This is a genomic window from Pseudonocardia acidicola (genome assembly GCF_012911935.1).
In the GTDB taxonomy this organism is placed as follows: domain Bacteria; phylum Actinomycetota; class Actinomycetes; order Mycobacteriales; family Pseudonocardiaceae; genus Pseudonocardia; species Pseudonocardia acidicola.
Map to the genome: position 1 here is coordinate 82,666 of NZ_JAAXLA010000001.1, position 26,650 is coordinate 109,315.

The window sequence follows — 26,650 nt, forward strand, 5'->3', positions numbered from 1 at the left end:
ACATCGCGGTTCCACCGGGCCGCGGCGACTGCAACCCTCCGTGACATGAGCACCATTGCCGCCATCGTCGGGCCGGGCAACATCGGCACCGACCTGCTGGCCAAGCTGCAGCGCAGCAGCTCGATCGAGGTCGCCTACATGGTGGGCGTGGTCGAGTCCGACGGCCTGGCGCGCGCCCGCGAGCAGGGCATCGCGGCCAGCGCCGAGGGCGTCGACTGGCTGCTGCGCCAGGACCCGCTGCCCGAGATCGTCTTCGAGGCGACCTCGGCCAGGGCGCACATCGCGAACGCGCCGCGCTACGCCGAGGCCGGCATCCAGGCCGTCGACCTCACTCCGGCGCACCTGGGCCCGATGGTCTGCCCGCCGGTGAACCTGCGCGACCACATCGACGCCCCCAACGTCTCCATGATCACCTGTGGTGGGCAGGCGACGATCCCGATGGTGCACGCGGTGTCCCGGGTGACCCCGGTGCCCTACGCCGAGATCGTGGCGTCGGTGGCCTCGCGGTCGGCCGGCCCCGGCACCCGGGCGAACATCGACGAGTTCACCCACACCACCGGCCAGGCCGTAGCGGAGGTCGGAGGCGCCGCCCGCGGCAAGGCGATCATCATCCTGAATCCGGTCGAGCCGCCGATGATCATGCGCGACACGGTGTTCTGCATGATCGGTCCCGACGCCCACCAGAGCGCGATCACCGAGTCGATCCACGAGATGGTGGCCGAGGTGCAGCAGTACGTACCCGGTTACACGCTCCGCGCCGAGCCGCAGTTCGACGATCCGCGCGACACCTGGTCGGGCAACGGCCGGGTCGCGGTGTTCCTCGAGGTCAAGGGCAACGGGGACTACCTGCCGGAATACGCCGGCAATCTCGACATCATGACGGCTGCGGCCGCCCGTGTGGGCGAGCTGATGGCCCAGGCGAAGCAGGGGGCCGCGGTATGAGCGACATGCCGACCATCCGGCACGACGTCCGGATCACCGACACCACACTGCGCGACGGCAGCCACGCGATGGCGCACCAGTTCACCGAGGAGCAGGTCCGGGCCACGGTGCACGCGCTGGATGCGGCGGGCGTCGAGGTCATCGAGGTGACCCATGGCGACGGGCTCGGCGGCTCGTCGTTCAACTACGGCTTCTCCGCCGAGGACGAGATCAAGCTGATCGCCGCAGGGGTGGACGAGGCGAAGCAGGCCGCGATCGCCGTGCTGCTGGTGCCCGGCATCGGCACCATGAAGGATCTGCAGCGGGCCTACGACGCCGGCGCCCGGGTGGCCCGGGTCGCCACGCACTGCACCGAGGCCGACGTCTCCATCCAGCACTTCGGGCTGGCCCGGGACCTGGGTATGGAGACCGTCGGGTTCCTCATGATGGCCCACAAGGCCTCGCCCGAGGAACTGGCCCGGCAGGCCCGGATCATGGTCGACGCCGGCGCCCAGTGCGTGTACTGCGTCGACTCCGCCGGTGCGCTGGTGCTCGACACCGCGCAGGTCCGGGTCGAGGCGATCGTCCGCGAGATCGGGCACCAGGCACAGGTCGGCTTCCACGGCCACCAGAACCTCTCGCTCGGCGTGGCCAACTCGGTGCTGGCCTACAACAACGGCGCCAAGCAGATCGACGGGGCGCTGTGTGCGCTCGGAGCCGGGGCGGGCAACTCGCCGACCGAGGTGCTCGCCGCGACGTTCGACAAGCTCGACATCGTCACCGGCGTCGACGTGGCCGGCGTGCTGGCCGCGGCGGAGGACGTCGTCAAGCCGTTCCTGCCGCGCTGGCCCTCGATGGACCGCAACGCGATCGTGCAGGGCTACGCCGGCGTCTACTCCAGCTTCCTGCTGCACGCCGAGCGGGCTGCGCAGCGCTACGGGATCCCGGCCTACGACATCCTCGCCCGCGTCGGCGAGCTGGGCTACGTCGGCGGCCAGGAGGACATGATCATCGACGTGGCGATCGAGCTGGCGACGAAGAAGGTCGAGGCGACGTCGTGAGCACGGTCTTCTTCGGCCACATCATCGACGGCGAGGAGCTCGGGTCGGCCGACGGCGCCCGGTTCGACTCGATCGACCCGTGGACCCGGGAGCCGTGGGCGCAGGTCGCGCTCGGTGGTGCCGCGGAGGCCGACCGTGCGGTCACCGCCGCGCGCCGGGCCTTCGACTCCGGGCCCTGGCCGCGGATGGGCTTCGCCGAGCGCGGCGCGCTGATCCACAAGCTGGCGGATCTGGTCGAGGCGCACGCCGACGAGCTCGCGCTGGCCGACTCCCGGGACATGGGCAAGCCGGTCGCCGACGCCAAGGGCAAGGACGTCCCGCGCGCCGCGCAGAACTTCCGCTTCTTCGCCGACCACGCCCGGCTCGCGATGGCTGAGACGTTGCCGATGGACACCGGCCACCACGCCTACACCCGCTACGAGCCGGCCGGGGTGGTCGCGGCGATCGCGCCGTGGAACTTCCCGCTGATGCTGGAGTCGTGGAAGGTCGCCCCGGCGCTGGCCTGGGGCAACACCGTGGTGCTGAAGCCGGCCGAGGACAGTCCGGCGTCGGCGACCATCATGGCCCGGCTCGCCCTCGAGGCCGGCATCCCGCCCGGGGTGTTCAACGTGCTGCACGGCTACGGCCCCGGATCCGCGGGCGCCGCGCTGACCACCGATCCGCGGGTCGACCGGATCACGTTCACCGGCGAGTCGGGGACCGGCCGGATCATCACCGGGGAGGCGGCGAAGAATCTCACCCCGGTCAGCCTGGAGCTCGGCGGCAAGGGCGCCAACCTGGTGTTCGCCGACGCCGACCTGGACAACGCGGTGGACTGGTCGATCAAGGCGATCTTCACCAACGCCGGCCAGGTGTGCCTGGCCGGCAGCCGGCTCTACGTCGAGCGCGCGATCCTCGACGAGTTCCTCGACCGGTTCGTCGCGGCCGCGGAGAAGCTGGTGATCGGCGACCCGCGCGACCCGGCGACCCAGATCGGCCCGCTCGCGTCACGGACGCACTACGAGAAGGTGCGCGGCTACCTGGAGAACCCCGCGGGCAAGATGCTCACCGGCGGTCTGGGAGACGGTTGGGTGGTCAAGCCCACCGTCATCGTCGACGCTCCCGCCGACTCCCCGATCCAGTGCGAAGAGGTCTTCGGCCCGGTCGTCACGGTGACCCCGTTCGACACCGAGGCCGAGGCGCTCCGGGCGGCGAACGACTCGCCGTACGGGCTCAACGCGATGGTGTTCACCGAGAACCTGTCGCGGGCGCACCGGGTCGCGGCGCAGTTGCGGGCCGGAACGATCTGGACCAACTGTTTCTTCATCCGCGACCTGCGGGCGCCGTTCGGCGGGTTCGCCGACTCGGGGTGGGGGCGCGAGGGCGGCAACTTCAGCCGGGAGTTCTTCACCGAGCCGAAGGCCGTCGTGATGGCCATCGCCCCAGGTCGATAGCGGGCCGGGACCGGTACCGGCGATCGCCCGGCGCAGTCGCGCCGGGCGATCGCTGCTTTCCGGCTCCGGTCCGGTCCGGGTTCGAGACACCCGAACCGGTTGTACCGGGTCTGTCCGGGTACTCCCGATACACCTTTTCGTCCCGTTGGTGGAGACTGGAGGTGCGCGTGGTCGATCGGGGGGAGAGGGATGGGGCCGATGCTGAAGGTGCTGGGGGCGCTGCTCGTCGTATGGGCCGTGTTCTCGGTGGTCGGTGCGGTCTTCGACTTCCTGGCCTGGGCGGTCGTCGTCGGCGCACTGGTGTTCCTCGGGGCGGCCACGTACTCCGCGCTGACCAGCAAGTCCGACCGGCGGGCGATCCGGTGAGGCGGGAACTTCCGCGACCTGGACGGCGTTGAGTGCGGACATGGCACCACGATTCGGCCCGCAGCGTCTCGCCGCGTTGCGGGCGCTCTGGCGGGCGATCGCGCAGGGGCGCCGACCGGGCGCGCCCGGCCTCGGTGCGCGGCTCGCGGCGCTGCCGCGGATGGCCGCCGGTGCGATGAGCGGGCGCTACCCAGGCCTGACCCGGGGCCGGCTGGCCCTGCTCGTCGGCGCCGTCGTCTTTCTCGCATCTCCGCTCGACCTGATCCCGGAGATGTTCATGTCCGTCGTCGGGCTCGTGGACGACGCCGTCGTGGCGCTGTGGCTGGCCGGGGCGTTCCTGGTCGAGACCCAGCGCTTCCTGGAGTGGGAACGCGCCCGGCCGGTGATCGTGGAGCAGGCGCCCGCGGCGTGATCGCTTTCCCGGGGCGGGAACGCGGCCGTTGGCGGCGCCGCCCGGGCTGCCTAGCGTGGCAGGCATGCCCATCGTCACCGTCCACCTCGTCGAGGGCCAGCACACCCGGGATCAGCACGCGCGGCTGCTGACCGAGCTCAGCGCCCGCTACGCCGCGGTGCTCGACTCGCCCATCGAGCGGGTGCGGGCGCTGATCACGCTGCACGGGCCGCACGAGTGGGCGGCCGCGGGCGTGCCCGCCACGGCCGGCCCGGCGCCGGCGCCGTACTTCACCGCCCTCGTGCTGGAGGGCCGGCCGCTGGAGCAGCGGCACCGGCTGCTCACCGAGTTCACCGACATCATCGTCGACGTGCTGGGCGTCGACCGCGGCGTGGTGCGCGGGCGGATCATCCGTGTCGACCCCGACGACTGGGGGATCGGCGGGGTGCCTGCCAGCGCGGCGCGGCGGGCCGAGATCGCGGCCCGCGCAGCGGGATGATCCCGGTGATCATCGTTTCAGGGACATCACGGCCATACCTGACCGCGATGTCCCTGATGCGCTGATCATGCTCGTGGTGCGAGAGTCACCAGGTGACGTCGAGGGTCTCCAGGCCGCGGAAGAAGTAGCTCGCGATGTAGCTGGGGTGATACCCGTCGGCGAGCCGCAGCCCGGGCAGCCGCGTCAGCAGCGTCTCGACCGCGACGCGGATCTCGGCGCGGGCCAGCGGCGCGCCCGGGCACACGTGCACCCCGGTGCCGAACGCCAGGTGCTCGCGCACGTTGGGCCGGTCCAGGTTCACCGCGTCCGGCTCCGGGAAGACGGTCTCGTCGCGGTTGCCCGAGCCGAACAGCAGCAGCAACGGCGAGCCGGCCGGCAGCGGCGTGCCGCCGAGGACGGTGTCCCGGGTGGTGACCCGGAACAGCCCGCGGTGCGGCGCGTCGCGGCGCAGCGCCTCCTCGATGACCCGCGGGATGGTGCGGGCCGGGTCGGCGATCACGCGGTTGCGGACCGTCCGGTCCTGGAGCGTGACCAGCAACGTGGACGTGATGGCGTCGCGGGTGGTGTCGTAGCCGGCGACCCGGGCGGCGCCGCGGATGATGCACTGCGCGTAGGCGTCGCTGTAGGCCGGGAAGCCGTTCGCCCCGTGCACCAGGTCGGAGATCAGGTCGTCGCGCCGGTCGGCCTTGCGGGCGTCGATCAGCGCCTGCAGGTAGTCGGTGTAGTCGCGCAGCCGCCGGGCCGCCTCCACCTTCCCGTCGACCGGGGCGAGCGGATTCCACAGCAGCACGAAGTCGTTCGTCCAGGCCTGGATCCGCGCGGCGTCCTCCGCCGGGAAGCCGATCACGGCGTTGATGATCGTCTGCACGAACGGGTCGGCGTAGCCGCTGACCAGGTCGGCCTGCCCGGAGGGAAACGCCTCGATCAGCTCGCCGGCCCGCTCGCGCATCCGCGGGACCATCGCGCGCACCCGGGCGCCGGTGAACCCGGCGTCGAACACCCGGCGGATCGGGGTGTGCGCAGGCTCGTCCTCGTTGACCAGGTAGCCGGTCTCGGGGACGTATCCCTCCAGTTCGGCGACCACCTCGGGCGGGTTGTCGTAGATCCGCGGCACCGCGGCCGCCGAGGAGTACGTCTCCGGGTCGTTGATCACCGTCAGGAGATCCGCGTGGCGGCTGACCATGTACGCGCCGATCGACGGACTGAGCTCGACCGGCCGCTCCCGGGCCGCCCGGTAGAACAGGTGCGGGTCCTCCCGGTGCGGGGAGATCATCGGGTTGAAGTCGTGCACCGGGGCGACGGCGGGGTCCTCGACGGTCATGGGTCCTCCTCGGGGTACCGCCCGACACTAGGAGTGATGCCGGTCACGATCGATCCGCTGTGCGCGGCGGCTTCAGCCGATGTGCGCGCGGCCGCCCCGCCTCAATCCGCGCGGCGCAGCGTCTCCGACGGGCTGGTGCCGTAGCGCCGCCGGTAGGCCGCCGCGAACCGGCCCAGGTGCGTGAACCCCCATCGCGTGGCCACCTCGGCGACCCCGCACCGCGCCGGGTCGGCGGCGACCAGGTCGGCGTGCGCGCGGCGCAGCCGCACCTGCCGCAGGTAGGTCATCGGCGGCACCCCGACGTGCCGGGCGAAACCTTCCTGCAGCGAGCGCACGCTCAGCCCGACCGCGCGGGCGACGTCGACCGCGGTGAACGGGGTCTCGGGCTCGCTCTCGAGCAGGTCCACCGCCTGCCGGATCGCGGCCGGCGGCGGGGTGGCCGGGCTCGCGGCCAGGAGCGACCGGTAGGGATGGTCCACGGTGTGCAGCAGCCCGGCGATCACCGCGTGCGCGAGCGGACGCGCGACCAGCGGGCGGGTGAGTGGGCCGTCCGGGGTGGTGAGCAGTTCCAGCAGCGATCGGGCCAGCGCCCACCACTGCCGCCCCGGCCCGTGGCCGACGTCGAGCGTGGAGGCGAGCGCGACCGGGCCGCGGACCGGGGCGTCGAGCAGGTGCGCGAGCTCGGTCTCCAGCGTCGCGCGGTCGATCTTCAGCCCGACCAGCCCGCCGCCGCCGGACCAGCCGTGCAGCATCGTGGCGCCGTCGGGGCGGTACACCGCTGCGGTGTCCGGGTCGGCCAGCACCCGGTCGGCGCCGGTCCAGGTGTGCAGTCGGCCGGTGAGGGGCACGTTGACCTCGTAGCCGGTCTCCAGCTCGCCGGTCTCGATGCGCACCTCGCCGGCGTAACCGAGCACCCCGACGGCGACCGGGCCCAGCACGGCGGCCCGCAGCGACATCCGGAACCGGCGGCGCTCGTGCAGCACGGTCAGCCGGTGCGGGAAGTAGACGTCACCGCACGCCGCGCCGGCCTCCTCCGGATCGCGCGTGTCGATCGAGATGCCCGGCATCGCCGGCCTCCTCGGGTCAGAAGATCCCGCGCCGCGCGCCGACGTCGAGGGCCAGCGTGGAGCCGTGCAGCGCCCCGGCCTCCGGGTCGAGCAACAGCGCCACCGACCAGGCCACCTCGGCCGGGGTGACCAGCCGACCCAGCGGCGACTCGGCGGCCCGCTCGGCCAGCACCTGCTCCACCGGCACCCCACGCCGGGCCGCGGCCTGTTCGGACAGGGCCCGCAGCCGCGGGGTGTCGGCCGGACCGGGAGCGACGAGGTGCGCGGTGATCCCGCGCGGCCCGTAGGCCACGGCCAGCTGGCGGACCAGGTTGGCCAGCCCGGCGTTCGTCACCCCGGCCGCACAGGCGTACGGCGCGGGTTCGCAGCCGTAGTGCCCGCCGAGCGCGACGATGCGCGAGCCCCCCTGCAGCCGGGTGTCGACGGCCCGGACCAGCCGGAGCAGCCCACCGGCCTTGAGCGCGACGGCGCGGCCGAGGGCGTCGGGGTCGATCGTCTCGACGGGACCGGTGGCCGGCAGCCCGGCGGCCTGCACGACCATCCGGACGGGTCCGTCCCCGGCCCGGTCGACGCCGGCCGCGATCGCGGGGAGCGCGTCGTCCGAGCCGATGTCGGCCGCGCAGCCGGTGACCCCCGGGTCGTCGATCGCGGGCTCGGTGCGGGCCACCGCGACCACGCCCAGCCCGGCCCGGCGCAGCCGCTCGACGATCGCGGAGCCCAGCGCCCCGGTGGCCCCGACGACGACGGCGATGCCGCCGCCGGTGCCGGCGGTCATGCGGCTTCCCGGTCCAGCTCCAGCTCCTCGCGGACGAGCTCGAAGACCCGCTCCGGGTGGGCCAGGTCGAGCTGCAGCGCGATCATGCCGGCCTTCTCGGCGCCCGCGACGTTCCACGGCATGTCGTCGACGAACACGATCTCCGACGGCGGCCGGCCCATCGCCTCGACGGCCAGCGCGTAGGCCCGCGGGTCGGGCTTGAGGATGCCGGTCACCGAGCCGTCGACGAGCACGTCGAGCTGGCCGATGAACGGATCGCGGGACATCGAGGCGTCGCCGTGAAAGGCCTTCAGGTCGTTGGTCAGCGCGCCGATCCGCACCCCGGCGGCCTGCGCGTCGGCGATCAGCGCCGCCGCCTCGGGACGCATCATGGGCTCACCGGGCAGTGAGTAGAGCGTCGCCATGAACTCCTGCATGGTCCAGTCCCGGCCGAGGGCGGCGCCGATCTCGTCGCAGCGGCGGGCCCAGTACCCGCGCTCGGTGATCTCCTCGCGCAGCATCGCCTCCCACAGCTCGTCCGGCTCGGGGCCCAGCGGGCCGCGGCGGGCCACGACGGATCGCACGGCGGGCTCGTGCTCGCCGTAGATCCCCATCATCTCCGAGCCGGAGCGGAACACGGTCCCACCCAGATCCAGCAGCAGCGCTCGTCGCATGGACACCTCTCTAGTGCTCCGGCTCGTGGCTGACCAGTCGGGCCGCGACGACCACTGTGCACAGCAGCTCGCAGCGGGCGCACCAGCACAGGAAGTGCCGGTCGGCGCCCACCCAGAACTCCTGCACGAACGCGGCCGGGTCGTCCAGCGCCGCCCCGCAGCCCGGGCAGTGTGCCGCGGTCACACCCACGCCGGGACCGGGTCGCCGAACAGCGCGAAGACGTCGTCCTTGATCGGGCTGTACCGGATCGAGCTCTCCCGGGTCCACAGTTGACGGAACTCCACCGCCGAGCCGAACTTGTCCTTCTCCATCGGCAGGTCGATCACGTCGTGCGGCTCCCGGAAGGTGCACAGGGGATCCTCACCGGCGGCCACCCGGTCGATCTGCTCGTTGTAGAGCTTGCGCAGCAGGATCACCCCGAGGTCGGACTTGCCGAGGTGCTCCTTGCTGCGGTCGGCCACCCGGCCCTGGGTCACCCAGGCCACGATGTCCTGGCCGTCGACGTAGTCGCGCAGCCACTCACCCTTCTCGTCGTGCAGCGGCACCTCGTAGACCGGGATCTCCGGCTGCGGCGGGGCACCCCCCTCGGGCCGGTAGGTCTGGTACCAGACGTGCCAGGTGTTCTCGTCGTCGATCGGGACCCGGATCTGGAACGTGGCCAGCCCGGCCGCGCCCACCCGGAGCATGTGCGGGAAGACCAGCGGGTGGCCGACCTTCCAGTCCTCGTCCTCCTCGGTGTGGCCCTCCAGCACCCGGCGCTTGAGGATGCCGTGCTCGAAGACCTCGAAGGCCACCTTGACGTGCTTCTTGGTCACCACCGGCAGCGGGGCGCCCTTTCCCTTGAGCTCCCGCAGGAAGGTCCCGTAGCGGCCGTGCAGCCACTCGACGTGGTAGGGATCGACGGAGTTCTCCATGATCTGCAGGAAGTTGCACGGCAGCTCGGCGTGCCCGATGTCGCGCCACGCGTCGTCCCAGACGAACAGGTCGTAGCGCGGCAGCTGCGGGGCGGGGGACGGGCCGAGGTAGGCGAAGATCAGCCCGCCGAGCTCCTGCACCGGGTACGCGGTCGCCTTGATCCGATCGGAGAAGGTGGAGTCGGCGGGCTCCCCGGGCTGCTCGAGGCAGTTGCCCTCGGCGTCGAAGCGCCATCCGTGGTAGCCGCAGCGCAGCCCCTCGGTCTCGGTGCAACCGAGCCACAACGCGGCCCGGCGGTGCGGGCACTGTTCGGCGAGCAGGCCGACGGTGCCGCTGCCGTCGCGGTACAGCACGAGGTCCTCGCCGAGCAGCCGGCGCTTGACCGGGACGCGGGTGGCCATGTCGTGGGTGGCGATCGGCCACCAGTACCGGCGCAGCAACTCGCCCATCGGCGTGCCGGGTCCGACCTGGGTGAGCCGGCGGTTCTTCTCCACGCTGAGCATGGCGCGACGGTAGGAAGACGGCGACGGGGGGAGGAAGCCCGCCGTTCTGCCAGGCGAAACGGACACCGCCGGTGGCCACACGGGCGGGTCCGCCCGGCGTCGGTGTTCGGCACAGCGGAACGGGCGGGTTGCAACCGTGGTGTGGCCGCTGTCACGGTCCCGGGAACCGACTGACCAAAGGAGGTCACATGGCCAACGTCGTCCCTGTCGACGAGTTCACCGGCGAGTGGTATCCGGGCTTCAAGCCCGAGCACATCGCCGGGCCCTACATCGTGGACGGCACCGGGCCCTTCCGGAAGGAGGACGAGGACAAGTTCTGGTACCTCGACTTCCACTGGTCCCGCGGCCTGACCCCCCTTGCTGCGTTCGCGTGGGGCCACGACGGCTACTGCTGGGGCACCCAGCACGCCGCCGAGGCACTCCCGCTGCCGCCCGGGCGCGGTATCACCTCCCGCTTTGCCGGTACCCACCTCTACGGCTCGGCGATCCCGGAGCCCGACCCCCGCGAGATCGGCGCCCGGGCCAACCGGCTGGGCACGAACCTGCCGCACTTCCTGCAGAACTACCAGCAGATCTGGGCGGCCGGCCGCGACGAGCTGGAGGCGACCTGGAACTACTTCCGCGGCATCGACCTCACCCAGGAACCCACCAGCCGCTTCCCCGAGCTGCTCACCCAGGCGCGGCGCTACCACCAGCGCTCGATGGAGATCCACTTCGGGGTGATGTACCCGCTGCTGGTCAATTTCCTCGGGTTCTACGGCGCCTGCGCCGAGATGGGCATCGACACCAACCAGATCGGCAAGTTCCTCCAGGGCGAGGACACCAAGATCATGGAGACCGACCGCGAGCTGTACAAGCTCGCGATCAAGGCGCGGCAGGCCGGGCTGTCGGATGTGTTCGCCGACAACGAGCCGCCGCAGCTGCGGGCGGCGCTGTCGGCGCACGGCGGGTCGGCGTCGGCGTGGCTGACCGAGTTCGACGACTTCCTGCAGGTCTACGGCTACCGCCAGGAGGCCACCTGCGACGTGGGTCTGCCCAGCTGGATCGAGGACAACCAGATCCCGCTCGGGCTGATCAAGACCTTCCTGCTGAAGAAGGAGGACCACGACTTCGAGGCGGCCGCGCGCAACGCCATGATCGAGCGGGAGGCCGCGATCGACGCGGCGCGGTCCGGGCTGACCAAGGAGGAGCAGGCCGTGTTCGACGCCGGGCTGGCGTCGAACCAGGCCGCGAACTTCCCGTGGTGGCAGGACGACCACAACTTCTACATCGACCTGAAGGTGATGCTGCCGCTGCGCTGGACCTGTCAGGAGCTGGCGAACCGGCTCGGGGCGGACCACAAGGACGACATGCTCTACCTGTTCTGGCCGGAGCTGCTCGACGTCGCGAACGGCAAGACCTACAAGGGGGAGCTGTCCGGGCTGGTCGCCGACCGCCGGCAGTACTTCGACCACTGGCAGGCCAAGCGTTCGGCGATGCCGAAGGTGCTGGGCACCGTCCCGGAGACCGTCGAGGACCCGGTGCTGATCGAGATCTTCGGGCTCAACCCGCAGGCGATCAAGGCGGTTCAGAACCCGGACGCGGCCAGCGCGACCACGCTGTCCGGGGTCGCGGCGGCCAAGGGTGTGGCCACCGGCACCGCGCGGGTGCTGCAGTCCAGCGACGAGCTGCACCGGCTGATGCCCGGCGACATCCTGGTCTGCGAGTCGACCTCGCCGAACTGGACGCCCGCGTTCGGGAAGATCGCCGCTGCGGTGTGCGACGGTGGCGGCATGCTGTCGCACGCGGCGATCGTCGGCCGGGAGTACGGCGTGCCGACGGTGACCGCGGTCGGGGTGGCCACGCTGGCCATCGCCGACGGCGACGAGATCGAGGTCGACGGCACGAACGGCAAGGTCACCATCCTGAAGAAGGCCGCGGAGCTCGCTGAGGCGGAGGCGGCTGCCGAATGACGGGAGTACTCGTGGGCACCGACTCGATCGTCTGGGTCGACGAGGTCGATCCGGCCGCGGCGGTGGCCGCGGCCGGATCGAAGATGGGCCGGCTCAGTGAGCTGTACCGCGCGGGCGTGCAGGTGCCGCAGGGCTTCGCCGTGACGGTGGACGCCTACCGGCGGCACTGCGCGGAGTCCGGTCTCGACGGGCGCATCGAGGAGGTGATCTCGTGGCTCGGTGCCGAACCGTCCGATGCGGCCGTGGAGGACGCCTCGGCGAAGATCCGCGCGCTGTTCGAGGCCACCCCGTTGTCCGAGGCATTGGCCGCCGAGATCACCGAGGCCTACGAGGAGCTGTGCCTGCGCTGCGTGGACGTCAACGTGCCCACCGCGGTGCGCTCGTCGGCCACCGGTGAGGACGCCGCCGACGCGAGCTTCGCGGGCATCTTCGATACCTACCTCGGGGTCTCCGGGCCGCAGCGCGTCCTCGACGCGGTGCGGTCCTGCTGGGGGTCGCTGTTCACCGCACGGGCGCTCGCGTACCGGCTGCGCAAGCAGATCAGCCATCACGACATGCCGATCGCGGTCGGGGTGATCGAGCTGATCCACGCCCGGGCCTCCGGGGTCGCGTTCTCCGTGCATCCGGTGACGGGCAAGCCCGACCGGATCGTCATCGAGACGAGTTGGGGCTGGGGCGAGGCGATCGTGCAGGGCCTGGTCAACCCCGACCACATCGAGGTGGGCAAGGCCGACGGCCGGCTGCTCAAGTACGAGGTGGCGCACAAGACGGTCGTCTCGGCCTTCGACTTCGCCGACGGCCGGGTCACCGAGATCGACATGCCGGCGAAGCTGGCCGACCGCCAGGTGCTCGACGACGAGCAGGTCGCGGCGATCGCCGCGGCGGTGACGTCGATCGAGGAGCACTACGGCTACCCGGTCGATGTGGAATGGGTGATCTCCCGGCACCGCCGGGCCGGTGACCCGGTCTGCATCGTGCAGTCCCGGCCGGTCACGGTGACCACCGAGGAGTCGGGGCAGGCCCCGGCGTCGTACGACCCGGTGGCACTGGCGCAGAAGTTCGTCTTCAGCGGTAAGCCGCTCCCCGGCCGCTGACGCGGCCTGTGCGCGGTAAGCGGTGCGATAGCACCACTTACCGCGCACGACCGGTGTCAGCCGCCGGGGCGGCCCCCGCCGCCGTTTCCACCGCCGCCGCCGCCGCCACCGCCGCCTCCGCCGAGGCCGCGCAGGTTCGTGGTGCCCGAGGTCGGCAGCGGCTGGGACAGGTCCGCGATGACGACCTGGTCGCCCGCCGCGAGCCCGGAGGTGATCTCCGTGCGCTGCGTCCCGACCGCGCCCACCCCGACGGGGACCGCGGTGGCCGTCCCGCCGCGCAGCACGGTGACGGTGTGCCGGGACCCGGTGGTGTGCACCGCGGAGCTCGGCACCGTGAGGACGCGATCGACGGCGGCCGAGATGATCGACACTGCGGCGCCCTCCCCGGCCGAGAGCGCCTGGCCGGTGGCTCCCAGGGTGATCGTCACCGGATACTCGGCCGTGGCCGCGCCGGGGCCGGTGCTCGGGAGCAGCCCGATCGTCACGACCGTTCCGTCGATCGGCGTGGTCGCGCCGTCCGGGGTGACGCTCGCGTGGTCACCGACCTTGATCCGGTCCAGAGCGGTCTCGCCGACGGTGGTCGTCACCTGGAACGCCCCGGGGCCCACCACGACGACCTCGGCGGCCGCGCCCGCTCCCACGTCCTGGTCCGCGACCAGGTTCACCGAGCCCACCGTCCCGTCGATCGGGCTGGTCAGCGTGGCCGTGGCGACGCTCGCCTCGTCGGCGGTGACCTGGGCCGTGCTCGCGTCCACCGCGGCCTGATCGGCGGCGAGTTGCTCGGCCGAGGCCGGGGCGGCGGCCCGGCCGGTGGACGCCGAGCCCCTGCCGCCGCGGCCCGGGGTGGCCGTCGCGACGCCGCCGCGGCCCGGAGTGGTGGTCGAGGTACCGGTGGGGCGGCCCGTCGCGGCCGTTGCGGCGCCGGCGGTGGGGCCCCGGCCCGCGGTCGCCGCACCTGCGGCGGGCGGCGTGCTCGCGGCGGTGGGCGAAGGCCCGCCGGACGCGGCGCCGGGCGTCCCCGCGCCCTTCAGCAGCGCCGTCACCGCCGTGTCGAGTGCCGTCTCGTCGTCGGCGACCTGCTGCTGGCGCCGGCCCGCGGAGGTCTCGTCGTCCAGCACCGTGGCGAGCGCCTGGCGGCAGCCCGCGGCGCCGGCGGACGGGTCGTCCGGGCCGGGGTTCGTGGTGGTCGCGGTGCCGGTGGAGCCGGCGCCGGAACCGCTGTGGTCGACGAGGTTGCTGATGCCGGCGTCGGCCGTCGGGGCCGCGGACCCGGCGGCCGGGCTGCCGGGTTCCGAGGCCGCCGGCCGGCAGGTCTGCGTCGCTGCGGCGAGGTCCTGCTGCGCCGTGGCCAGGGCCTGGTCGGCCCGGTGCTGGGCGTCGAGCAACGCGGCCTGCGCCTGCTCGACGGTCGCGGACGGCGAGGCCCCGGACGACGCATGCGGCGGTGCGGCGGGAACGACGTAGGCCGCCGGCTTCACCGCGGTGGTGACGGATGCGGCGGCGCCGGCCGTCTGGCTCTGCTGGTCCGCGGCCAGCCTGGCCTGAGCGGACGCGAGCTGGGCCCGGGCGGACGCGACCTGGGCGTCGAGCGTGGTGGTGTCGAGCTGGGCCAGCACGGTGCCGACCGTGACGTGCTGGCCCACGGTCACCGGGACGCTCGCGACCCGGCCGGCGACCGGGAAGGAGAGGTCGGACCGGTTGACCGGCTGGATGGTGCCCGGCGAGTCGAGGGTGGCCGAGACGCTGCCGAGCTGTGCCACGGCGGTCCGGTAGCCGGGGCTGGAACCGCCGGCCGCCGCGACGGCCGCCAGCGCGGCGAGCCCCAGCACCGCGACGACGGCCACCAGCCACACGCGTCGAATCGTCCGCGCGGCCCGGCGGGGGAGGGAGAGCACGCTGGCTGGGGTCGTCATGTTGGCTCACTCACTGCGCAGGGCGTCGATCGGAGCCAGCCGGGCGGCACGGCTGGCCGGGTACACGCCGAAGACGAGGCCGATGCCGACGGCCACGGCGATCGCGCCGGCCGTCGCCGTCGGTGAGACGACGATGGGCTGGCCGACCAGCCGGCTCAGCAGCAGCGACCCGACGATCCCGAGCAGCGCCCCGGCCAGCCCACCGGCCAGGCCGAGCACACCCGCCTCGACGAGGAACTGCCGGCGGATCACCCGCGGGGTGGCGCCGAGGGCCTTGCGCAACCCGATCTCACGCACCCGCTCGGTGACCGACACCAGCATGATGTTCATGACTCCGATGCCGCCGACCAGCAGCGAGATGGCGGCGATACCGCCCAGCACCGCGGTCAACGCGCCGGTGATCGCGTTGGCCGTGTCGAGGATGGACTGCTGGCTGGTGATGGTGAAGTCGGCGGTGTCCGAGGTCAGGGTGTGGTGCAGGGCGCGCAGCTCGGTGTCCGCCTCCTGGTAGGCCGCGGAGAGCGCGTCGGTCGAGGCGGCCTGCAGGTAGATCGTCTGCACCGAGTCGCGGTTGGCACCGCCGAGGATCCGGGCCGAGGCCGTCGTGATCGGGACCAGGGCCTGGTCGTCCTGGTCGGCGGCCGCCGACGATCCGGCCGGGGCGAGCACGCCGATCACGGTCATCGGCACCCCCGCCACGGTGACGGTGCGCCCGACGGGCTGGCGGGCACCGAAGAGTTGCTGCGCCGTGGTCGGGCCGAGCACCACGACCGCGCCGTGGTCGGTGACGTCGGCCGCGGTGAGGAAGCGACCGGCCGCGACGGTGCGGGCCCGCACCCCGGCCCAGTCCGGAACGGTCCCCACCACGGTCGTCGTCCAGTTGGCCGATCCGGCGGTGAGCGCCTCGGAGCGCTGCACGGTCGGGGCCACGGCGACCACGTCCGGTGCGACGTCGCGGGACGCGAGCGCCGTCGCGTCGGCAACGGTCAGGGTCGCGGCGCTGCCCTGGCCGCCGCGCACCCCGTTGCTGGTGGCGCTGCCCGGGGTGACGATGAGCAGGTTGCTGCCCAGGGCGTCGATCCGAGCGCCGATCGTGGCCTGGGCGCCCAGACCGAGACCGACGGTGAGCATCACCGCGGCGATGCCGATCAGGATGCCGAGCATGGTCAGCCCGGAGCGGAGCCGGTGCGAGCGGACGGCGTCCCAGCCGGTCCGCAGCGTCTCGAGCCAGGTCACCGGACCCCCGCCGGGTCGTTCGCCGAGTCCGAGTAGATCTCGCCGTCGAGGATCCGCACCACCCGCGCCGCCGCCTCGGCCACATCGGTCTCGTGTGTGATGAGCACGATGGTGCGGCCGGCGGCGTGCAGTTCGGCGAGGAGCCCGAGCACGTCCGTCGTCGACGCCGAGTCGAGGTTGCCGGTCGGCTCGTCGGCAAGGATCAGCGACGGCTCGGTGACCAGCGCGCGGGCGATCGCCACCCGTTGCTGCTGGCCACCCGACAGCTGACCGGGACGGTGATCGCTGCGCGCTGCCAGGCCGACCCGCTCGAGCGCGGCCAGCGCGCGCTCCCGGCGCTCCGCCTTGGGGACGCCCGCGTAGCACAGCGGGAGCTCGACGTTGCGCCACGCCGACAGCGACGCCAGCAGGTTGAACTGCTGGAAGACGAAGCCGATCCGGCGGTTGCGGATGTTCGCGAGCTCGTCCTCGGACAGCGACCCGACGTCCGAACCCGCGAGCCGATAGTTGCCGGAGGTCGCCACGTCGAGACAGCCCAGCACGTGCATCAGCGTCGACTTCCCGGAGCCGGACGGCCCCATGATCGCCACGTACTCGCCGGTGTCGATCCGTAGGTTCGCGTGGCGCAGGGCTGCCACCTCCAGCGAGCCGTTGCGGTAGGTCTTGCCCACGTCGGTCAGCTCGATGAGTACCTCGCCACTCACGACCCACCGCCCGCGTTGCCGCCGCCGCGGGTGCCGCCTCCGCCGCCTCCGCCTCCGCCGCCTCCGCGGCCACCACCCCCGCCGAAGCCGCCGCCGAAGCCGCCGGAACCGCCGCCGCCGAAGCCACCCCCGCCGAAGCCGCCGGAACCACCGCGGCCGCTGCCGGCGCCGGTCGCACCGGGCAGCACGACCTGGGTGCCCGCGGTGAGCCCCTCGGTGATCTCGGTGCGGCCGTTGGCGCTGGTGCCGACGCTGACCGGACGGCTGATCTGGCGGCCGTTGTCGAGCACGGTCACCGACGTGGTGCCGCCGTCGGGGTGCACCGCGGCGCTCGGGACGAGCAGCACGTCGTCCAGCTCCGCGACGATGATCGACACCAGCGCGCTCGCCCCGATGTGCAGGCCCGGCGGGGTACCGGTCACCGCGATCGTGACCGGGTAGCTCGCCACCCCGGAGGTCTGGGTGGCGACCAGCCCGACCGACGTGACCGTGCCGTCCACCGGGGTGGTCGACCCGTTCGGCACGATCGTCGCCTTGTCCCCCACCTTGACCTGGCCGACCTCGGTGTCGTCGACGGTCGCGTCCACCACGTCGGGTGCGGTGCCGATCACCACGACGGCCGCCGGGCTCGCCGACGCCGACGACGATCCCGCCGCCGACGCGGTGCCTGCGCCCGAGGCGGACCCGGCCGCCCCGCCGGCGGTACCGGACCCGCTCCCGCCGGACCCGCTCCCGCCGGACCCACCCGCGGCCGCCAGCTGCTGGCCCACGGTGATGTTGACCGCGGCCACCGTCCCCGCGAACGGAGCGGTGAGTGTGGCCTGGGACAGGGACTGCTCCGCGACCGCCTGCTGCGCCTGCGCCGAGGCCGTCGCGGCGTCGTCGGCATTGATCTGGGCGGCCGACGCGCCGGCGGACCGGTCGGCGGCCGCCTTCGCCAGGTCGGCGGCGACCGTGGCCTTGGCCTGCGCGACCTGGCTGGGCAGTGCGGGCGAGTCGATGCTGGCCAGCGCCGCACCGGCACCGACCTGCTGGCCGACCGCCACGTCGACCGCGGAGACCCGGCCGGCGATGCCGAACTCGAGGTTCGCCTGCTGACCCGCGGCGATGGTGCCGGTTGCCGAGACCGAGGGGCGCAGGGTCCCCATGGTCGCGGTGGCGAGCGCGGGGGCGGGTGTGGACGACGATCCGCTGCTCAGCCAGATCACACCGGCGGCGATCACGACGATCACCACCGCCGCAGCGATGATCAAGCGGGGCGTGACTCTGCGGGAACGCAGGGAGGGCATGAACGACAACCTGACTCTCGCGAGGACGGCACCGGGTCCCCGCGGCCGGTTTCGGAGCGCAGGTTACGAACCGTGGCTGGGAACCGCATCGGGGCAACCTGTGAGGTTCATGAGGCTGGTAGACATCCCCTCGTGGACACCATGCGCGTGATCACCCAGGAGACCCTCGGCGGGCCCGAGGTGCTGCAGCTCGGCGAACGCCCCCTCCCCGAACCGCTGCCCACCGAGATCCGGGTGCGGGTCGCCGCCGCCGGGGTGAACCCGGTGGATTGGAAGACCCGGGCCGGGGCGGGCATGGCCGCGGTGCTCGGCGGCCCGCCGTTCACCGTCGGCTGGGACGTCGCCGGCGTCGTCGACGCGGTCGGACCCGGGGTGACCCGGTTCGCCGTCGGCGACCCGGTGTTCGGTATGCCGTGGTTCCCGCGAGAGGCGGCCGCCTACGCCGAGTACGTCACCGCGCCGTCGCGGCACTTCGCGCTGCGGCCGCCGGGCCTGCCCGAGGTCGAGGCCGGCGGGCTGCCGCTGGCCGGGCTCACCGCGTGGCAGTGCCTGGTCGACATCGCCGCGGTCCAGCCGGGGCAACGGGTGCTCGTGCACGCCGCGGCCGGCGGGGTCGGGCACCTCGCCGTGCAGATCGCCAAGGCGCGCGGTGCGCACGTGATCGGCACGGCGTCGGCGGGCAAGCACGAGCTGCTCGCCACGCTCGGCGTCGACGAGGCGGTCGACTACCGGGCGGCGCCGTTCGAGAAGGCGATAGAGCCGGTGGACGTGGTCTACGACCTCATCGGCGGCGAGGTCGCCCTGCGCTCGCTGGACGTGCTGCGCCCGGACGGGCTGATGATCTGCCTGCCGTCCGCGGCGGCTGCCGAGGCGATGACCGCGGCGGCCGAACGCGGGCTGCGCGCCACGGGAATGCTCGTCGAGCCCGACGGGGACGGGCTCGGGGACCTCGCCGCGATGGTGGCCGCAGGCACGCTGCGGGTGCTGGTGACCGAGACGTTCCCGCTCGAGCAAGCGGCCGACGCGCACCGGGCCGGCGAGCAGGGGCGGACCACGGGCAAGCTCGTGCTCACCGTCTGAGTCCACCTTCCCGCATAGCGGGACGCCCATTGTGGCATGTACCACACGTTCATAGCTTCCACGCGTGACCTACGCAGTGTGGTTCTCCGCTTACGAGCGTGAGTACGCGAGCCGCGTCGGCGGCAAGTGCGCGAGCCTCGGTGAGATGACCGGGGCCGGGCTGCCGGTGCCGCCGGGATTCGCCATCACGACCGACGGCCACCGGGCCGCGTGCGCCGGGATCGAGCCGCGGTTGCGGGCGCTGATCGCCGGGTGCGACCCGGGCGACGCGACCGGGCTGGCCGCCGTCGGCGCCGAGGCGCGCGCCCTGGTGCAACGGTGCGAGATGCCGGACGAGCTGCGCACCCAGATCGCGGCCGCCTACACCGAACTGGGCCGGCGGTGCGGCGTGGCCGACGTACCGGTGGCGGTTCGCTCGTCGGCGACCTGCGAGGACTCCCCGGACGCGAGTTTCGCCGGTGAGCACGACACCTACCTGTGGGTGTGCGGCGTGGACGACGTCCTGGCCGCGGTGTCGCGCTGCTGGGCCAGCCTGTTCACCGAGCGGGCCATCGCCTACCGGTACAAGATGGGCCTGCCCGACGACGGCGTGGCCATGGCCGTCGCCGTGCAGAAGATGGTCCGGCCCACCGCGGCCGGGGTGGCCTTCACCCTCAACCCGCACGACGGCGACCGCAGCCAGGTCGCGATCGACGCGTCGTGGGGTTTCGGGGAGGCGGTGGTCGCCGGCGAGGTCACCCCGGACAACTACCTGGTCGACAAGGTGCTTTTCGAGATCACCCGGCGCACGGTGTCGGACAAGGCGATCGAGTACCGGTTGGCCGCCCACGGCCGCGGCGTCGAGCGGCACCCGGTGCCCGAGGACCGCCGCGCGGTGCCGTGCCTGGACGACGACGAGATCACGTCGGTCGCCCGGCTGGCCCGGCAGGCGGAGAAGCACTACGGGCACCCGCAGGACGTCGAGTGGGCCGTGGACTCCGACCTGCCGGACGGCGAGCGGGTGCTGCTGCTGCAGAGCCGCCCGGAGACGGTGTGGAGCAGGCGCCCACCGTCGTCGGTGAGCGCCGGTACCGCGTCCGGCTACGCCAGCATCGTGTCGACATTGGTCTCCCCGCTGCACGGAAAGCGACCCTGAGCGGGAGCTGTTTCCCCATGGAGGTGGAATGAGCGAGGCACGCTTCCCCGGCCCGTTCGAGGTCGAGACGCCCCCGGGTGCCGAGGGCTGGCAGGAGCTCTACAGCTACTCGGCGGTCTTCTCCGAGGATCGCCGGGGCTACGAGGACTCCATGTTCTGGTTCCACGACGGCGTGCACTGGCCCACCGTGCTCACCCCCTGGGATGCCACGTTCTTCGAGTACGCGATCGCGACGCTGTCGCAGTACAACACCCGGCACTACCTGATCCCGCCGGCGCTGGGCATCGACGCCCGGATCGTCAACGGCTACGGCTACCTCTCACCGGTCGGCGTCACCGACCCGGCCGAGATCGAGGCCCGGGTCCCGCACTTCCTGGAGCGCGCCGGGTTCTACTTCTCGAACTGGGACGACCTCTACGACAAGTGGCTGGTCAAGATCCGTGACCTGGTCCGCGAGATGGAGTCGATCAAATTCGAGCCGCTGCCGGAGAAGGAGGACATCGAGGTCGTCACCGAGGGGCACGGCACCGGCGCGGGGCTCACCATGACCACCTCCTACCACAAGGTCGTCGACCTCGGGTTCAAGCTCTGGCAGTACCACTTCGAGTTCCTCAACCTCGGATACGCCGCCTACCTGGACTTCTTCGGCTTCTGCAAGCAGGCGTTCCCGTCCATCCCGGACCAGGCCATCGCGAAGATGGTCGCGGGGGTGGAGGTCGACCTGTTCCGGCCCGACGACGAGCTGAAGAAGCTGGCCCGGCTCGCCGTCGAACTCGACCTCGACGACACCTTCGCCGACGCGGAGCGGCCGGACGCGATGGAGGAGCGGCTACGCGGCTCGGAGCAGGGGCGGCGCTGGCTCGAGGCCTGGGGTGAGGCGGCCGAGCCGTGGTTCAACTTCTCCACCGGGTCGGGCTTCTACCACTCCGACCGGATCTGGATCGAGCACCGCGACATCCCGTTCGGCTTCATCCGCGACTACGCCGCGAAGCTGCGCGAGGGCGCGGACCTGGCCCGCCCGATCGACGAGGTCCGCGCCGAACGCGACCGGATCGTCGCCGAGTACTCCGACCTGCTGGCCACCGACGAGGACCGGGCGGCGTTCGCGGAGAAGATCGGCCTGGCCCGCGTGGTGTTCCCGTACGTGGAGAACCACAACTTCTACGTCGAGCACTGGGCGCACTCGATCCTGTGGCGCAAGATGCGCCAGCTCGGGCGCGTGCTGGTCAAGGAGGGCTTCTGCGAGGCTGAGGACGACGTCTTCTACTTCAAGCGCAACGAGCTCCCGGACGCGCTGTGGGACATGTACCAGGCGTGGGCGGTGGGTGTCGCGCCGCGCGGCCCGGCCTACTGGCCGAAGGAGATCGAACGGCGCAAGCGGATCGTCGCGGCGCTCGAACAGTGGTCGCCGCCCCCGGCGCTGGGCACGCCACCGGAGATCATCACCGAGCCGTTCACGATCATGCTGTGGGGCATCACCACGGAGAGCGTGGCGGGCTGGCTGTCGGCCGGTGAGACCGGTGACACCGGCACACTCACGGGGATGGCGGCCTCGCCGGGGGTGGTCGAGGGTCCGGCGAGGGTGATCTCCAGCCCGGCGCAGATCAACGAGGTGCAGGACGGGGAGATCCTGGTCGCGCCGCTCACCGCGCCGAGCTGGGCGCCGATCTTCGGCAAGATCGGTGCCACGGTCACCGACGTCGGCGGGATGATGAGCCACGCCGCGATCGTCTGCCGTGAGTACGGGCTGCCGGCGGTCACGGGCACCGCGTTCGGCACCAAGCGGATCAAGACGGGGCAGCGGATCCGGGTGGACGGCAACCTGGGGACGGTGACCGTTGTGACGTGATCCGGGCATACCTCGCGATATGACAGATGGCGGAGCTGCTGCTCCGTCATCTGCCGTATGAAGGGTCTCGGTGTGTCCCGGTATACGGGAAGGAGTGAGCTGGATCACTGACCGAAAGGTTAGCCTCGTGAGCCGCATCACACCCTGGCTTCCGAGGAGGCGGCATGCCGCAGCTCGCCCGTTCCGAGTGGTACGACCTGGCCCGCGACATGAACTGGAACGTCTCCTATGTGGACGAGGCCGAGGCGTGGCCGGAGGAGCTGTCCGAGGCGCGCGGCATCCCGGCCGAGAAGTGGTGGGACTGGGACGAGCCGTACAAGGTGAGCTACCCGGAGTACGTGCACAACCAGGTCGGCAAGGACGCAGGCGTGTACGCCGTCAATTCCGTGGTCGCGCGGTCGCGGATGTTCGCCGAGCTCGACGCCGGCTGGAAGTCGGCGATCATCGCGCACTACGGCGCGATCGCGATCGGGGAGTACCTCGCCGGCATCGCCGAGATGCGCATGGGGCGATTCGGGCGGGCGGCGGCGTGGCGGAACATGGCCATGTTCGGGACCATGGACGAGATCCGGCACGGCCAGATCCAGACCTATTTCCCGTACGGGTTGCTCGACAAGGAGCCGCGGGCCGACTGGGCGCACAAGTGCTTCCACACCAACGAGTGGGGAGCCATCGCCGCCCGCCACCTGTTCGACGACATGTTCACCGCCAACGACGCGGTGTCCACGGCGCTGCAGCTGACCTTCACCTTCGAGACCGGCTTCACCAACCTGCAGTTCCTGGGCATGGCCGCAGACGCGATGGAGGTCGGCGACCTCGGGTTCAGCGCGCTGATCTCGTCGATCCAGACCGACGAGGCGCGGCACGCCCAGCAGGGCGAGCCGACGATCCGCATCCTGATCGAGAACGGTCACTCCGAGCACGCGCAGAAGCTCATCGACCACATGTTCTGGCGGTCGTGGCACGTCTTCGCGTTGCTCACCGGGCTGTCGATGGACTACTACACCCCGCTCGAGCACCGGTCCCAGTCGTTCAAGGAATTCATGGACGAGTGGATCGTCAAACAGTTCCTCGACCAGTTCCGCGATTTCGGTCTGGAACCGTCCTGGTACTGGGAGGACCACTTCCTGAAGGAACTGAACTGGTACCACCACGCGCTGCACCTCGGCGTCTGGTTCTGGCGCCCGACGGTGTGGTGGAACCCCGACGGCGGCGTCTCGCCCGCCGAGCGGGACTGGCTGGAGGAGAAGTACCCCGGCTGGAACGACAGCTTCGGCCGGTACTGGGACGTGATCGGCAAGAACGTCCGGGACGGCAAGCCGGAACTGACCCTGCCGGAGACGTTCCCGATGGTGTGCAACATGTGCCAGATCCCGATGGTCAACCCGGCCGGCTTCGCCGCGGGCTACCTGAAGAGCCCGCTGCCGCACATCCTCGACCACGGCGGGCGGCGCTACACCTTCTGCTCCGAGCCGTGCCAGTGGATCTTCCAGCAGAACCCGGCCCGGTTCGCCGGCCACATGTCGATCATCGACCGGTTCCTGGCCGGCCAGATCCAGCCCCCGACGGTGCCCGGCGCGCTCGCCTACATGGGGCTGTCGCCGGAGGAGATGGGGCAGGACGCCGAGGCCTGCGCGTGGGCCTACGGCAACGGCACCCCGCTGAAGAAGGGTGCGTGATCGTGGCTCCGTTCCCCGTGCAGGGCATCGTCGAAGGCGACTTCGTGATCGTCCTCGTGCCCGTCGACACCGAGGACCCGATGCCGGTGGTCGCCGAGAAGATCGCGTACCACGCGGTGAACCGCCGGGTGCCCGAGCGCGATCAGCCGATGGCGGTGCGGCACAACGGAAGAGTGCTGGCGCCTGAGTCCACGGTGGTCGACGCGGGGGTGGCCCCGCTCGACGTGCTCGAGGTCATCTACACGTGACCGAGATCCACTGGGTGGAGGCGACGACGCTCGAGGAGCTGTGGGAGGGCGAGATCCTCGACGTGGAGATCGAGGGCGAGCCGGTGCTGCTCGTGCACCTGCTCGGCGGCGAGGTGAAGGCCTACCAGGGGGTGTGTCCGCACCAGGAGATCTCGCTCGCCGACGGCGACTGGGACGAGGAGCACGCCGTGCTGATGTGCGTCGGGCACAACTGGGAGTTCGACCTGACCTCCGGCGTCGGAATCAACCCGGCCGGCTGCCGGCTCTACAGCTATCCCGTCCAGACCGAGGGCGACGCCGTCCGGGTCGGGATCCCGCAGGACGGCGTCCGCCACTACAACCGCTGGCCAGCCACCTGAGAAGGGGAACGTCCGCATGACCGAGACGCACGTGAAGATGGTCGGTCCCGTGATCCGCGGCGTGGACGCCGACCTGGCCGATGCGGTGATCGAGGCGGTGGAGACCGACAACCCGGAATCCGAGGTCACGGTCGACGATCGCGGCGGCTACATCCGGATCAGCGTGCCGCAGCGCTGCCGGCTCACCCGGACGAGCCTGCAGGACGCGCTCGGACACGACTTCACGCTGTCCCAGCTCGAGCCGTCGCTGTCCTCGTTCGCCGGGCGCATGCACACCGGCGACGACGAGATCGTCTGGTACCTGGATCGAGAGGACTGACATGACCACCAGCGAGAGATCCGGGCGGCGCCGGGCGAAGACCTGGAGCCTGCTCGGCGACGTGCGCCGCAAGGTGACCCCGTACGAGGCGGTCACCGCCGGGTTCCACTACCACTTCCGCCGCGACCCGGCGCCCTTCGAGCTCGACCCGGACATGCCGCTGAACCGGTGGTACCTCGAGCACCGCGAGGGCTCGCCGTTCCAGGTGCCGAACTGGGAGGACTACCGCGACCCGTTCAAGCTGACCTACAAGGAGTACATCTCGCGCCAGCACGAGCGGGAGCTCTACCTCGACCGCCTGATCGACCGGTACGAGGAGCTCGACGCCGCGGCCGGGCTGGACGCCGGCTGGGTGGCGACGCTCGAGCAGCTGTTCGTCCCGCTGCGCTTCCCCCTGCACGGTCTGCAGATGATCAGCCTGTACGTGGGGCAGATGGCGCCGTCGTCCTACATCACCAACCCGGCGGCGTTCCAGGCCGGCGACGAGATGCGCCGGATCCAGCGGATCGCGTACTGGACCAAGGTGCTGGCCAACGCGCACGGCGGGAACCTCGCCACCACCGACGCCGCGCGCGGGCCGTGGACCACCGGCGAGGCCTGGCAGCCGCTGCGCGAGACGATCGAGAAGCTGCTGATCGCCTACGATTGGGGCGAGGCCTTCAGCGCGCTGAACCTGGTGGTCAAACCGGCGATCGACACCCTGCTCGACCGGCAGCTGGCCGGGCTCGCCGACCGCAACGGCGACGCGTTCCTCGGGCTGCTGTTCGCCGAGTTCGACCACGACGCGCAGCGCAGCCGCCAATGGTCGCAGGCCCTGGTGCGGTATGCGCTCGCCGCGGATCCCGCGCTGCGCGACGTGCTCGGCGGCTGGGTGGCGGCCTGGACCCCGCGGGCCGACGCCGCCGTCGCCGGGCTGGCGCCGCTGTTCGAGGGCGCGCCGGTGCCGATGAAGGCCGACGAGATCACCGCGGCCGTTCAGACGGGCCGGGCCGAGCTGCTGGCGGCCTGCGGGCTGTAGCTGCCGGGCTCCCGGACCACGGCGGTCCGGCCGCCGCCCGGCTCATCGGGTCGCAGGTGGTTCCGTTCAGCGGCGTGCCCGGGCGGCGTGGCCCAGCCGCCGGGAGATGACCGTGGCCGCGTCGGTGACCAGCGCGGTGTGCCGGCGCCGCGCGCCCTCGTCCTTGCGGCCCGTGGGCCAGGCGATGCTCAGGGCGGCGATGACGGTGCCGGTCGCGTCCCGGATGGGTGCGCCGACGGAGGTGAGGCCGCGACGGCTCTCCTCGTCGTTGCCCGCCCACCCGCGGGCGGCGACGGCCCGCAACTGGGTGATCAGGGCGTCGGTGTCGACGATCGTCTGGCTGGTGAGCCGGGTCAGGTTCTGCTGCTCGATCCGCGCTCGCAGCTCGTCCTCGGGCAGCGCGGCGAGCAGCACCTTGCCGGTGGACGTGCTGTGCGCCGGGAGCCGGGTGCCGACGCGGGTGAAGATGCTGACGGTTTCGAGGCCCTCGAGGCGCTCGACGAAGACCACCTCGAGCCCGTCGAGCACGGCGATGTGCACGGTCTCCCGGGTGCTGTGCCGCAGCGAGGCCATCACCGGCAGCGCGGCCTCGTGCAGATCCAGATGCGGGGCGACGGCCGCGCCGAGCTCGTAGACCGCGAGGCCGAGCCGGTAGCGGCCGGGGGCGGCGCCGCGGTCGAGCAGCCGCTCGTCGGCGAGGGTCGCCAGCAGCCGGTGCACCGTGGACGTTCCCAGGCGCAGCCGCCGGGCCAGCTCGCTGACCCCGAGCTCGCGATCGGTGTGCGAGAACTCCTTGAGCAGCCGCGCCGCGTTGCGGACCGACGACAGCCGCTCGGGGCGGCGCTGCGGGTTTCCCTCCATGCGGGAAG

At 72.1% G+C, this 26,650-nt stretch carries 27 protein-coding genes; 16 read left to right on the top strand and 11 right to left on the bottom strand.

The window, feature by feature from the left end:
- Positions 1–45 precede the first annotated feature (45 nt).
- From HF526_RS00375 to HF526_RS00400, 6 genes are all read left to right on the top strand, one after another.
- Positions 46–942: an acetaldehyde dehydrogenase (acetylating) gene (locus HF526_RS00375; RefSeq protein WP_169379161.1), complete on the top strand. Its 897-nt coding sequence runs from the start codon at positions 46–48 to the stop codon at positions 940–942.
- Positions 939–1,982, top strand: a complete 1,044-nt coding sequence (gene dmpG / locus HF526_RS00380; RefSeq protein WP_169379162.1) for a 4-hydroxy-2-oxovalerate aldolase — start codon at positions 939–941, stop codon at positions 1,980–1,982. The genes HF526_RS00375 and dmpG overlap by 4 nt, the downstream gene beginning before the upstream one ends.
- On the top strand, positions 1,979–3,415 hold the full coding sequence (locus tag HF526_RS00385) for an aldehyde dehydrogenase family protein (RefSeq protein ID WP_169379163.1): 1,437 nt from the start codon (positions 1,979–1,981) through the stop codon (positions 3,413–3,415). The genes dmpG and HF526_RS00385 overlap by 4 nt, the downstream gene beginning before the upstream one ends.
- 198 nt (positions 3,416–3,613) lie before the next feature.
- Positions 3,614–3,781 carry a hypothetical protein gene (locus tag HF526_RS00390; RefSeq protein ID WP_169379164.1) on the top strand — a complete coding sequence of 56 codons (168 nt, stop codon included), beginning with the start codon at positions 3,614–3,616 and terminating at the stop codon, positions 3,779–3,781.
- Positions 3,782–3,821: 40 nt separating this feature from the next.
- Positions 3,822–4,193: a YkvA family protein gene (locus HF526_RS00395; protein ID WP_169379165.1), complete on the top strand. Its 372-nt coding sequence runs from the start codon at positions 3,822–3,824 to the stop codon at positions 4,191–4,193.
- 64 nt (positions 4,194–4,257) lie between these two features.
- A complete protein-coding gene (locus tag HF526_RS00400; protein WP_169379166.1) occupies positions 4,258–4,671 on the top strand; it encodes a tautomerase family protein in 414 nt (137 codons plus the stop codon).
- Positions 4,672–4,756: 85 nt separating this feature from the next.
- Here the strand turns inward: HF526_RS00400 and HF526_RS00405 are convergent, their stop codons facing one another.
- From HF526_RS00405 to HF526_RS00430, 6 genes are all read right to left on the bottom strand, one after another.
- Entirely contained in the window at positions 4,757–5,992 is a 1,236-nt protein-coding gene (locus HF526_RS00405; RefSeq protein ID WP_169379167.1) for a cytochrome P450, read from the bottom strand.
- A gap of 101 nt (positions 5,993–6,093) precedes the next feature.
- Positions 6,094–7,059 (bottom strand): AraC family transcriptional regulator, encoded by a 966-nt coding sequence (locus HF526_RS00410; RefSeq protein ID WP_169379168.1) that lies wholly within the window; start codon positions 7,057–7,059, stop codon positions 6,094–6,096.
- Positions 7,060–7,075: 16 nt separating this feature from the next.
- Positions 7,076–7,834, bottom strand: a complete 759-nt coding sequence (locus HF526_RS00415; protein ID WP_169379169.1) for an SDR family NAD(P)-dependent oxidoreductase — start codon at positions 7,832–7,834, stop codon at positions 7,076–7,078.
- Complete coding sequence (locus HF526_RS00420; RefSeq protein WP_169379170.1) at positions 7,831–8,487, bottom strand: HAD family hydrolase; 657 nt, start codon at positions 8,485–8,487, stop codon at positions 7,831–7,833. The genes HF526_RS00415 and HF526_RS00420 overlap by 4 nt, the downstream gene beginning before the upstream one ends.
- 10 nt (positions 8,488–8,497) lie before the next feature.
- Positions 8,498–8,677 carry a hypothetical protein gene (locus tag HF526_RS00425; protein WP_169379171.1) on the bottom strand — a complete coding sequence of 60 codons (180 nt, stop codon included), beginning with the start codon at positions 8,675–8,677 and terminating at the stop codon, positions 8,498–8,500.
- Positions 8,668–9,906: a Rieske 2Fe-2S domain-containing protein gene (locus HF526_RS00430; RefSeq protein ID WP_169379172.1), complete on the bottom strand. Its 1,239-nt coding sequence runs from the start codon at positions 9,904–9,906 to the stop codon at positions 8,668–8,670. Before HF526_RS00430 ends, HF526_RS00425 begins: the two co-directional genes overlap by 10 nt.
- A 188-nt stretch (positions 9,907–10,094) precedes the next feature.
- Between HF526_RS00430 and HF526_RS00435 the strand changes: the two genes are divergently transcribed.
- Together HF526_RS00435 and HF526_RS00440 are read left to right on the top strand one after the other, a co-directional pair.
- Complete coding sequence (locus HF526_RS00435) at positions 10,095–11,858, top strand: PEP-utilizing enzyme (protein ID WP_169379173.1); 1,764 nt, start codon at positions 10,095–10,097, stop codon at positions 11,856–11,858.
- Positions 11,855–12,952: a PEP/pyruvate-binding domain-containing protein gene (locus HF526_RS00440; protein WP_169379174.1), complete on the top strand. Its 1,098-nt coding sequence runs from the start codon at positions 11,855–11,857 to the stop codon at positions 12,950–12,952. The genes HF526_RS00435 and HF526_RS00440 overlap by 4 nt, the downstream gene beginning before the upstream one ends.
- 56 nt (positions 12,953–13,008) lie before the next feature.
- Here the strand turns inward: HF526_RS00440 and HF526_RS00445 are convergent, their stop codons facing one another.
- From HF526_RS00445 to HF526_RS00460, 4 genes are read right to left on the bottom strand one after another with little or no spacing between them, the layout of a single operon-like run.
- Positions 13,009–14,865 (bottom strand): permuted SH3 domain-containing protein, encoded by a 1,857-nt coding sequence (locus HF526_RS00445; protein WP_169379175.1) that lies wholly within the window; start codon positions 14,863–14,865, stop codon positions 13,009–13,011.
- Between the two features lie 6 nt (positions 14,866–14,871).
- The gene (locus tag HF526_RS00450; RefSeq protein WP_169379176.1) at positions 14,872–16,101 is read right to left on the bottom strand and encodes an ABC transporter permease; all 1,230 of its coding nucleotides are present in this window, start codon (positions 16,099–16,101) and stop codon (positions 14,872–14,874) included.
- A complete protein-coding gene (locus tag HF526_RS00455) occupies positions 16,098–16,805 on the bottom strand; it encodes an ATP-binding cassette domain-containing protein (protein WP_169379177.1) in 708 nt (235 codons plus the stop codon). Before HF526_RS00455 ends, HF526_RS00450 begins: the two co-directional genes overlap by 4 nt.
- The gene (locus tag HF526_RS00460; protein ID WP_169379178.1) at positions 16,802–18,058 is read right to left on the bottom strand and encodes an efflux RND transporter periplasmic adaptor subunit; all 1,257 of its coding nucleotides are present in this window, start codon (positions 18,056–18,058) and stop codon (positions 16,802–16,804) included. The genes HF526_RS00455 and HF526_RS00460 overlap by 4 nt, the downstream gene beginning before the upstream one ends.
- 177 nt (positions 18,059–18,235) lie before the next feature.
- Here HF526_RS00460 and HF526_RS00465 point away from each other — a divergent pair, with 177 nt between their 5' ends.
- The 8 genes from HF526_RS00465 to HF526_RS00500 all read left to right on the top strand — a co-directional run bounded on the left by HF526_RS00465 (position 18,236) and on the right by HF526_RS00500 (position 25,781).
- Positions 18,236–19,174 carry an NADP-dependent oxidoreductase gene (locus HF526_RS00465; protein ID WP_169379283.1) on the top strand — a complete coding sequence of 313 codons (939 nt, stop codon included), beginning with the start codon at positions 18,236–18,238 and terminating at the stop codon, positions 19,172–19,174.
- A 64-nt stretch (positions 19,175–19,238) separates the two neighbouring features.
- On the top strand, positions 19,239–20,309 hold the full coding sequence (locus tag HF526_RS00470; protein WP_211176572.1) for a PEP/pyruvate-binding domain-containing protein: 1,071 nt from the start codon (positions 19,239–19,241) through the stop codon (positions 20,307–20,309).
- A 28-nt stretch (positions 20,310–20,337) separates the two neighbouring features.
- The gene (locus HF526_RS00475) at positions 20,338–22,158 is read left to right on the top strand and encodes a PEP-utilizing enzyme (RefSeq protein WP_169379179.1); all 1,821 of its coding nucleotides are present in this window, start codon (positions 20,338–20,340) and stop codon (positions 22,156–22,158) included.
- 164 nt (positions 22,159–22,322) lie between these two features.
- Entirely contained in the window at positions 22,323–23,837 is a 1,515-nt protein-coding gene (locus HF526_RS00480) for an aromatic/alkene/methane monooxygenase hydroxylase/oxygenase subunit alpha (protein ID WP_169379180.1), read from the top strand.
- The gene (locus HF526_RS00485; RefSeq protein WP_338051191.1) at positions 23,834–24,085 is read left to right on the top strand and encodes a toluene-4-monooxygenase system B family protein; all 252 of its coding nucleotides are present in this window, start codon (positions 23,834–23,836) and stop codon (positions 24,083–24,085) included. Before HF526_RS00480 ends, HF526_RS00485 begins: the two co-directional genes overlap by 4 nt.
- Positions 24,082–24,444, top strand: coding sequence for a Rieske 2Fe-2S domain-containing protein (locus HF526_RS00490; RefSeq protein WP_169379182.1), 363 nt, complete (start codon positions 24,082–24,084; stop codon positions 24,442–24,444). Before HF526_RS00485 ends, HF526_RS00490 begins: the two co-directional genes overlap by 4 nt.
- A 16-nt stretch (positions 24,445–24,460) precedes the next feature.
- Positions 24,461–24,763: an MmoB/DmpM family protein gene (locus HF526_RS00495; protein WP_169379183.1), complete on the top strand. Its 303-nt coding sequence runs from the start codon at positions 24,461–24,463 to the stop codon at positions 24,761–24,763.
- A gap of 1 nt (position 24,764) precedes the next feature.
- Complete coding sequence (locus tag HF526_RS00500) at positions 24,765–25,781, top strand: aromatic/alkene monooxygenase hydroxylase subunit beta (RefSeq protein ID WP_169379184.1); 1,017 nt, start codon at positions 24,765–24,767, stop codon at positions 25,779–25,781.
- Positions 25,782–25,847: 66 nt separating this feature from the next.
- Here the strand turns inward: HF526_RS00500 and HF526_RS00505 are convergent, their stop codons facing one another.
- The gene (locus HF526_RS00505; protein ID WP_169379185.1) at positions 25,848–26,642 is read right to left on the bottom strand and encodes an IclR family transcriptional regulator; all 795 of its coding nucleotides are present in this window, start codon (positions 26,640–26,642) and stop codon (positions 25,848–25,850) included.
- Between the last annotated feature and the right edge of the window lie 8 nt (positions 26,643–26,650).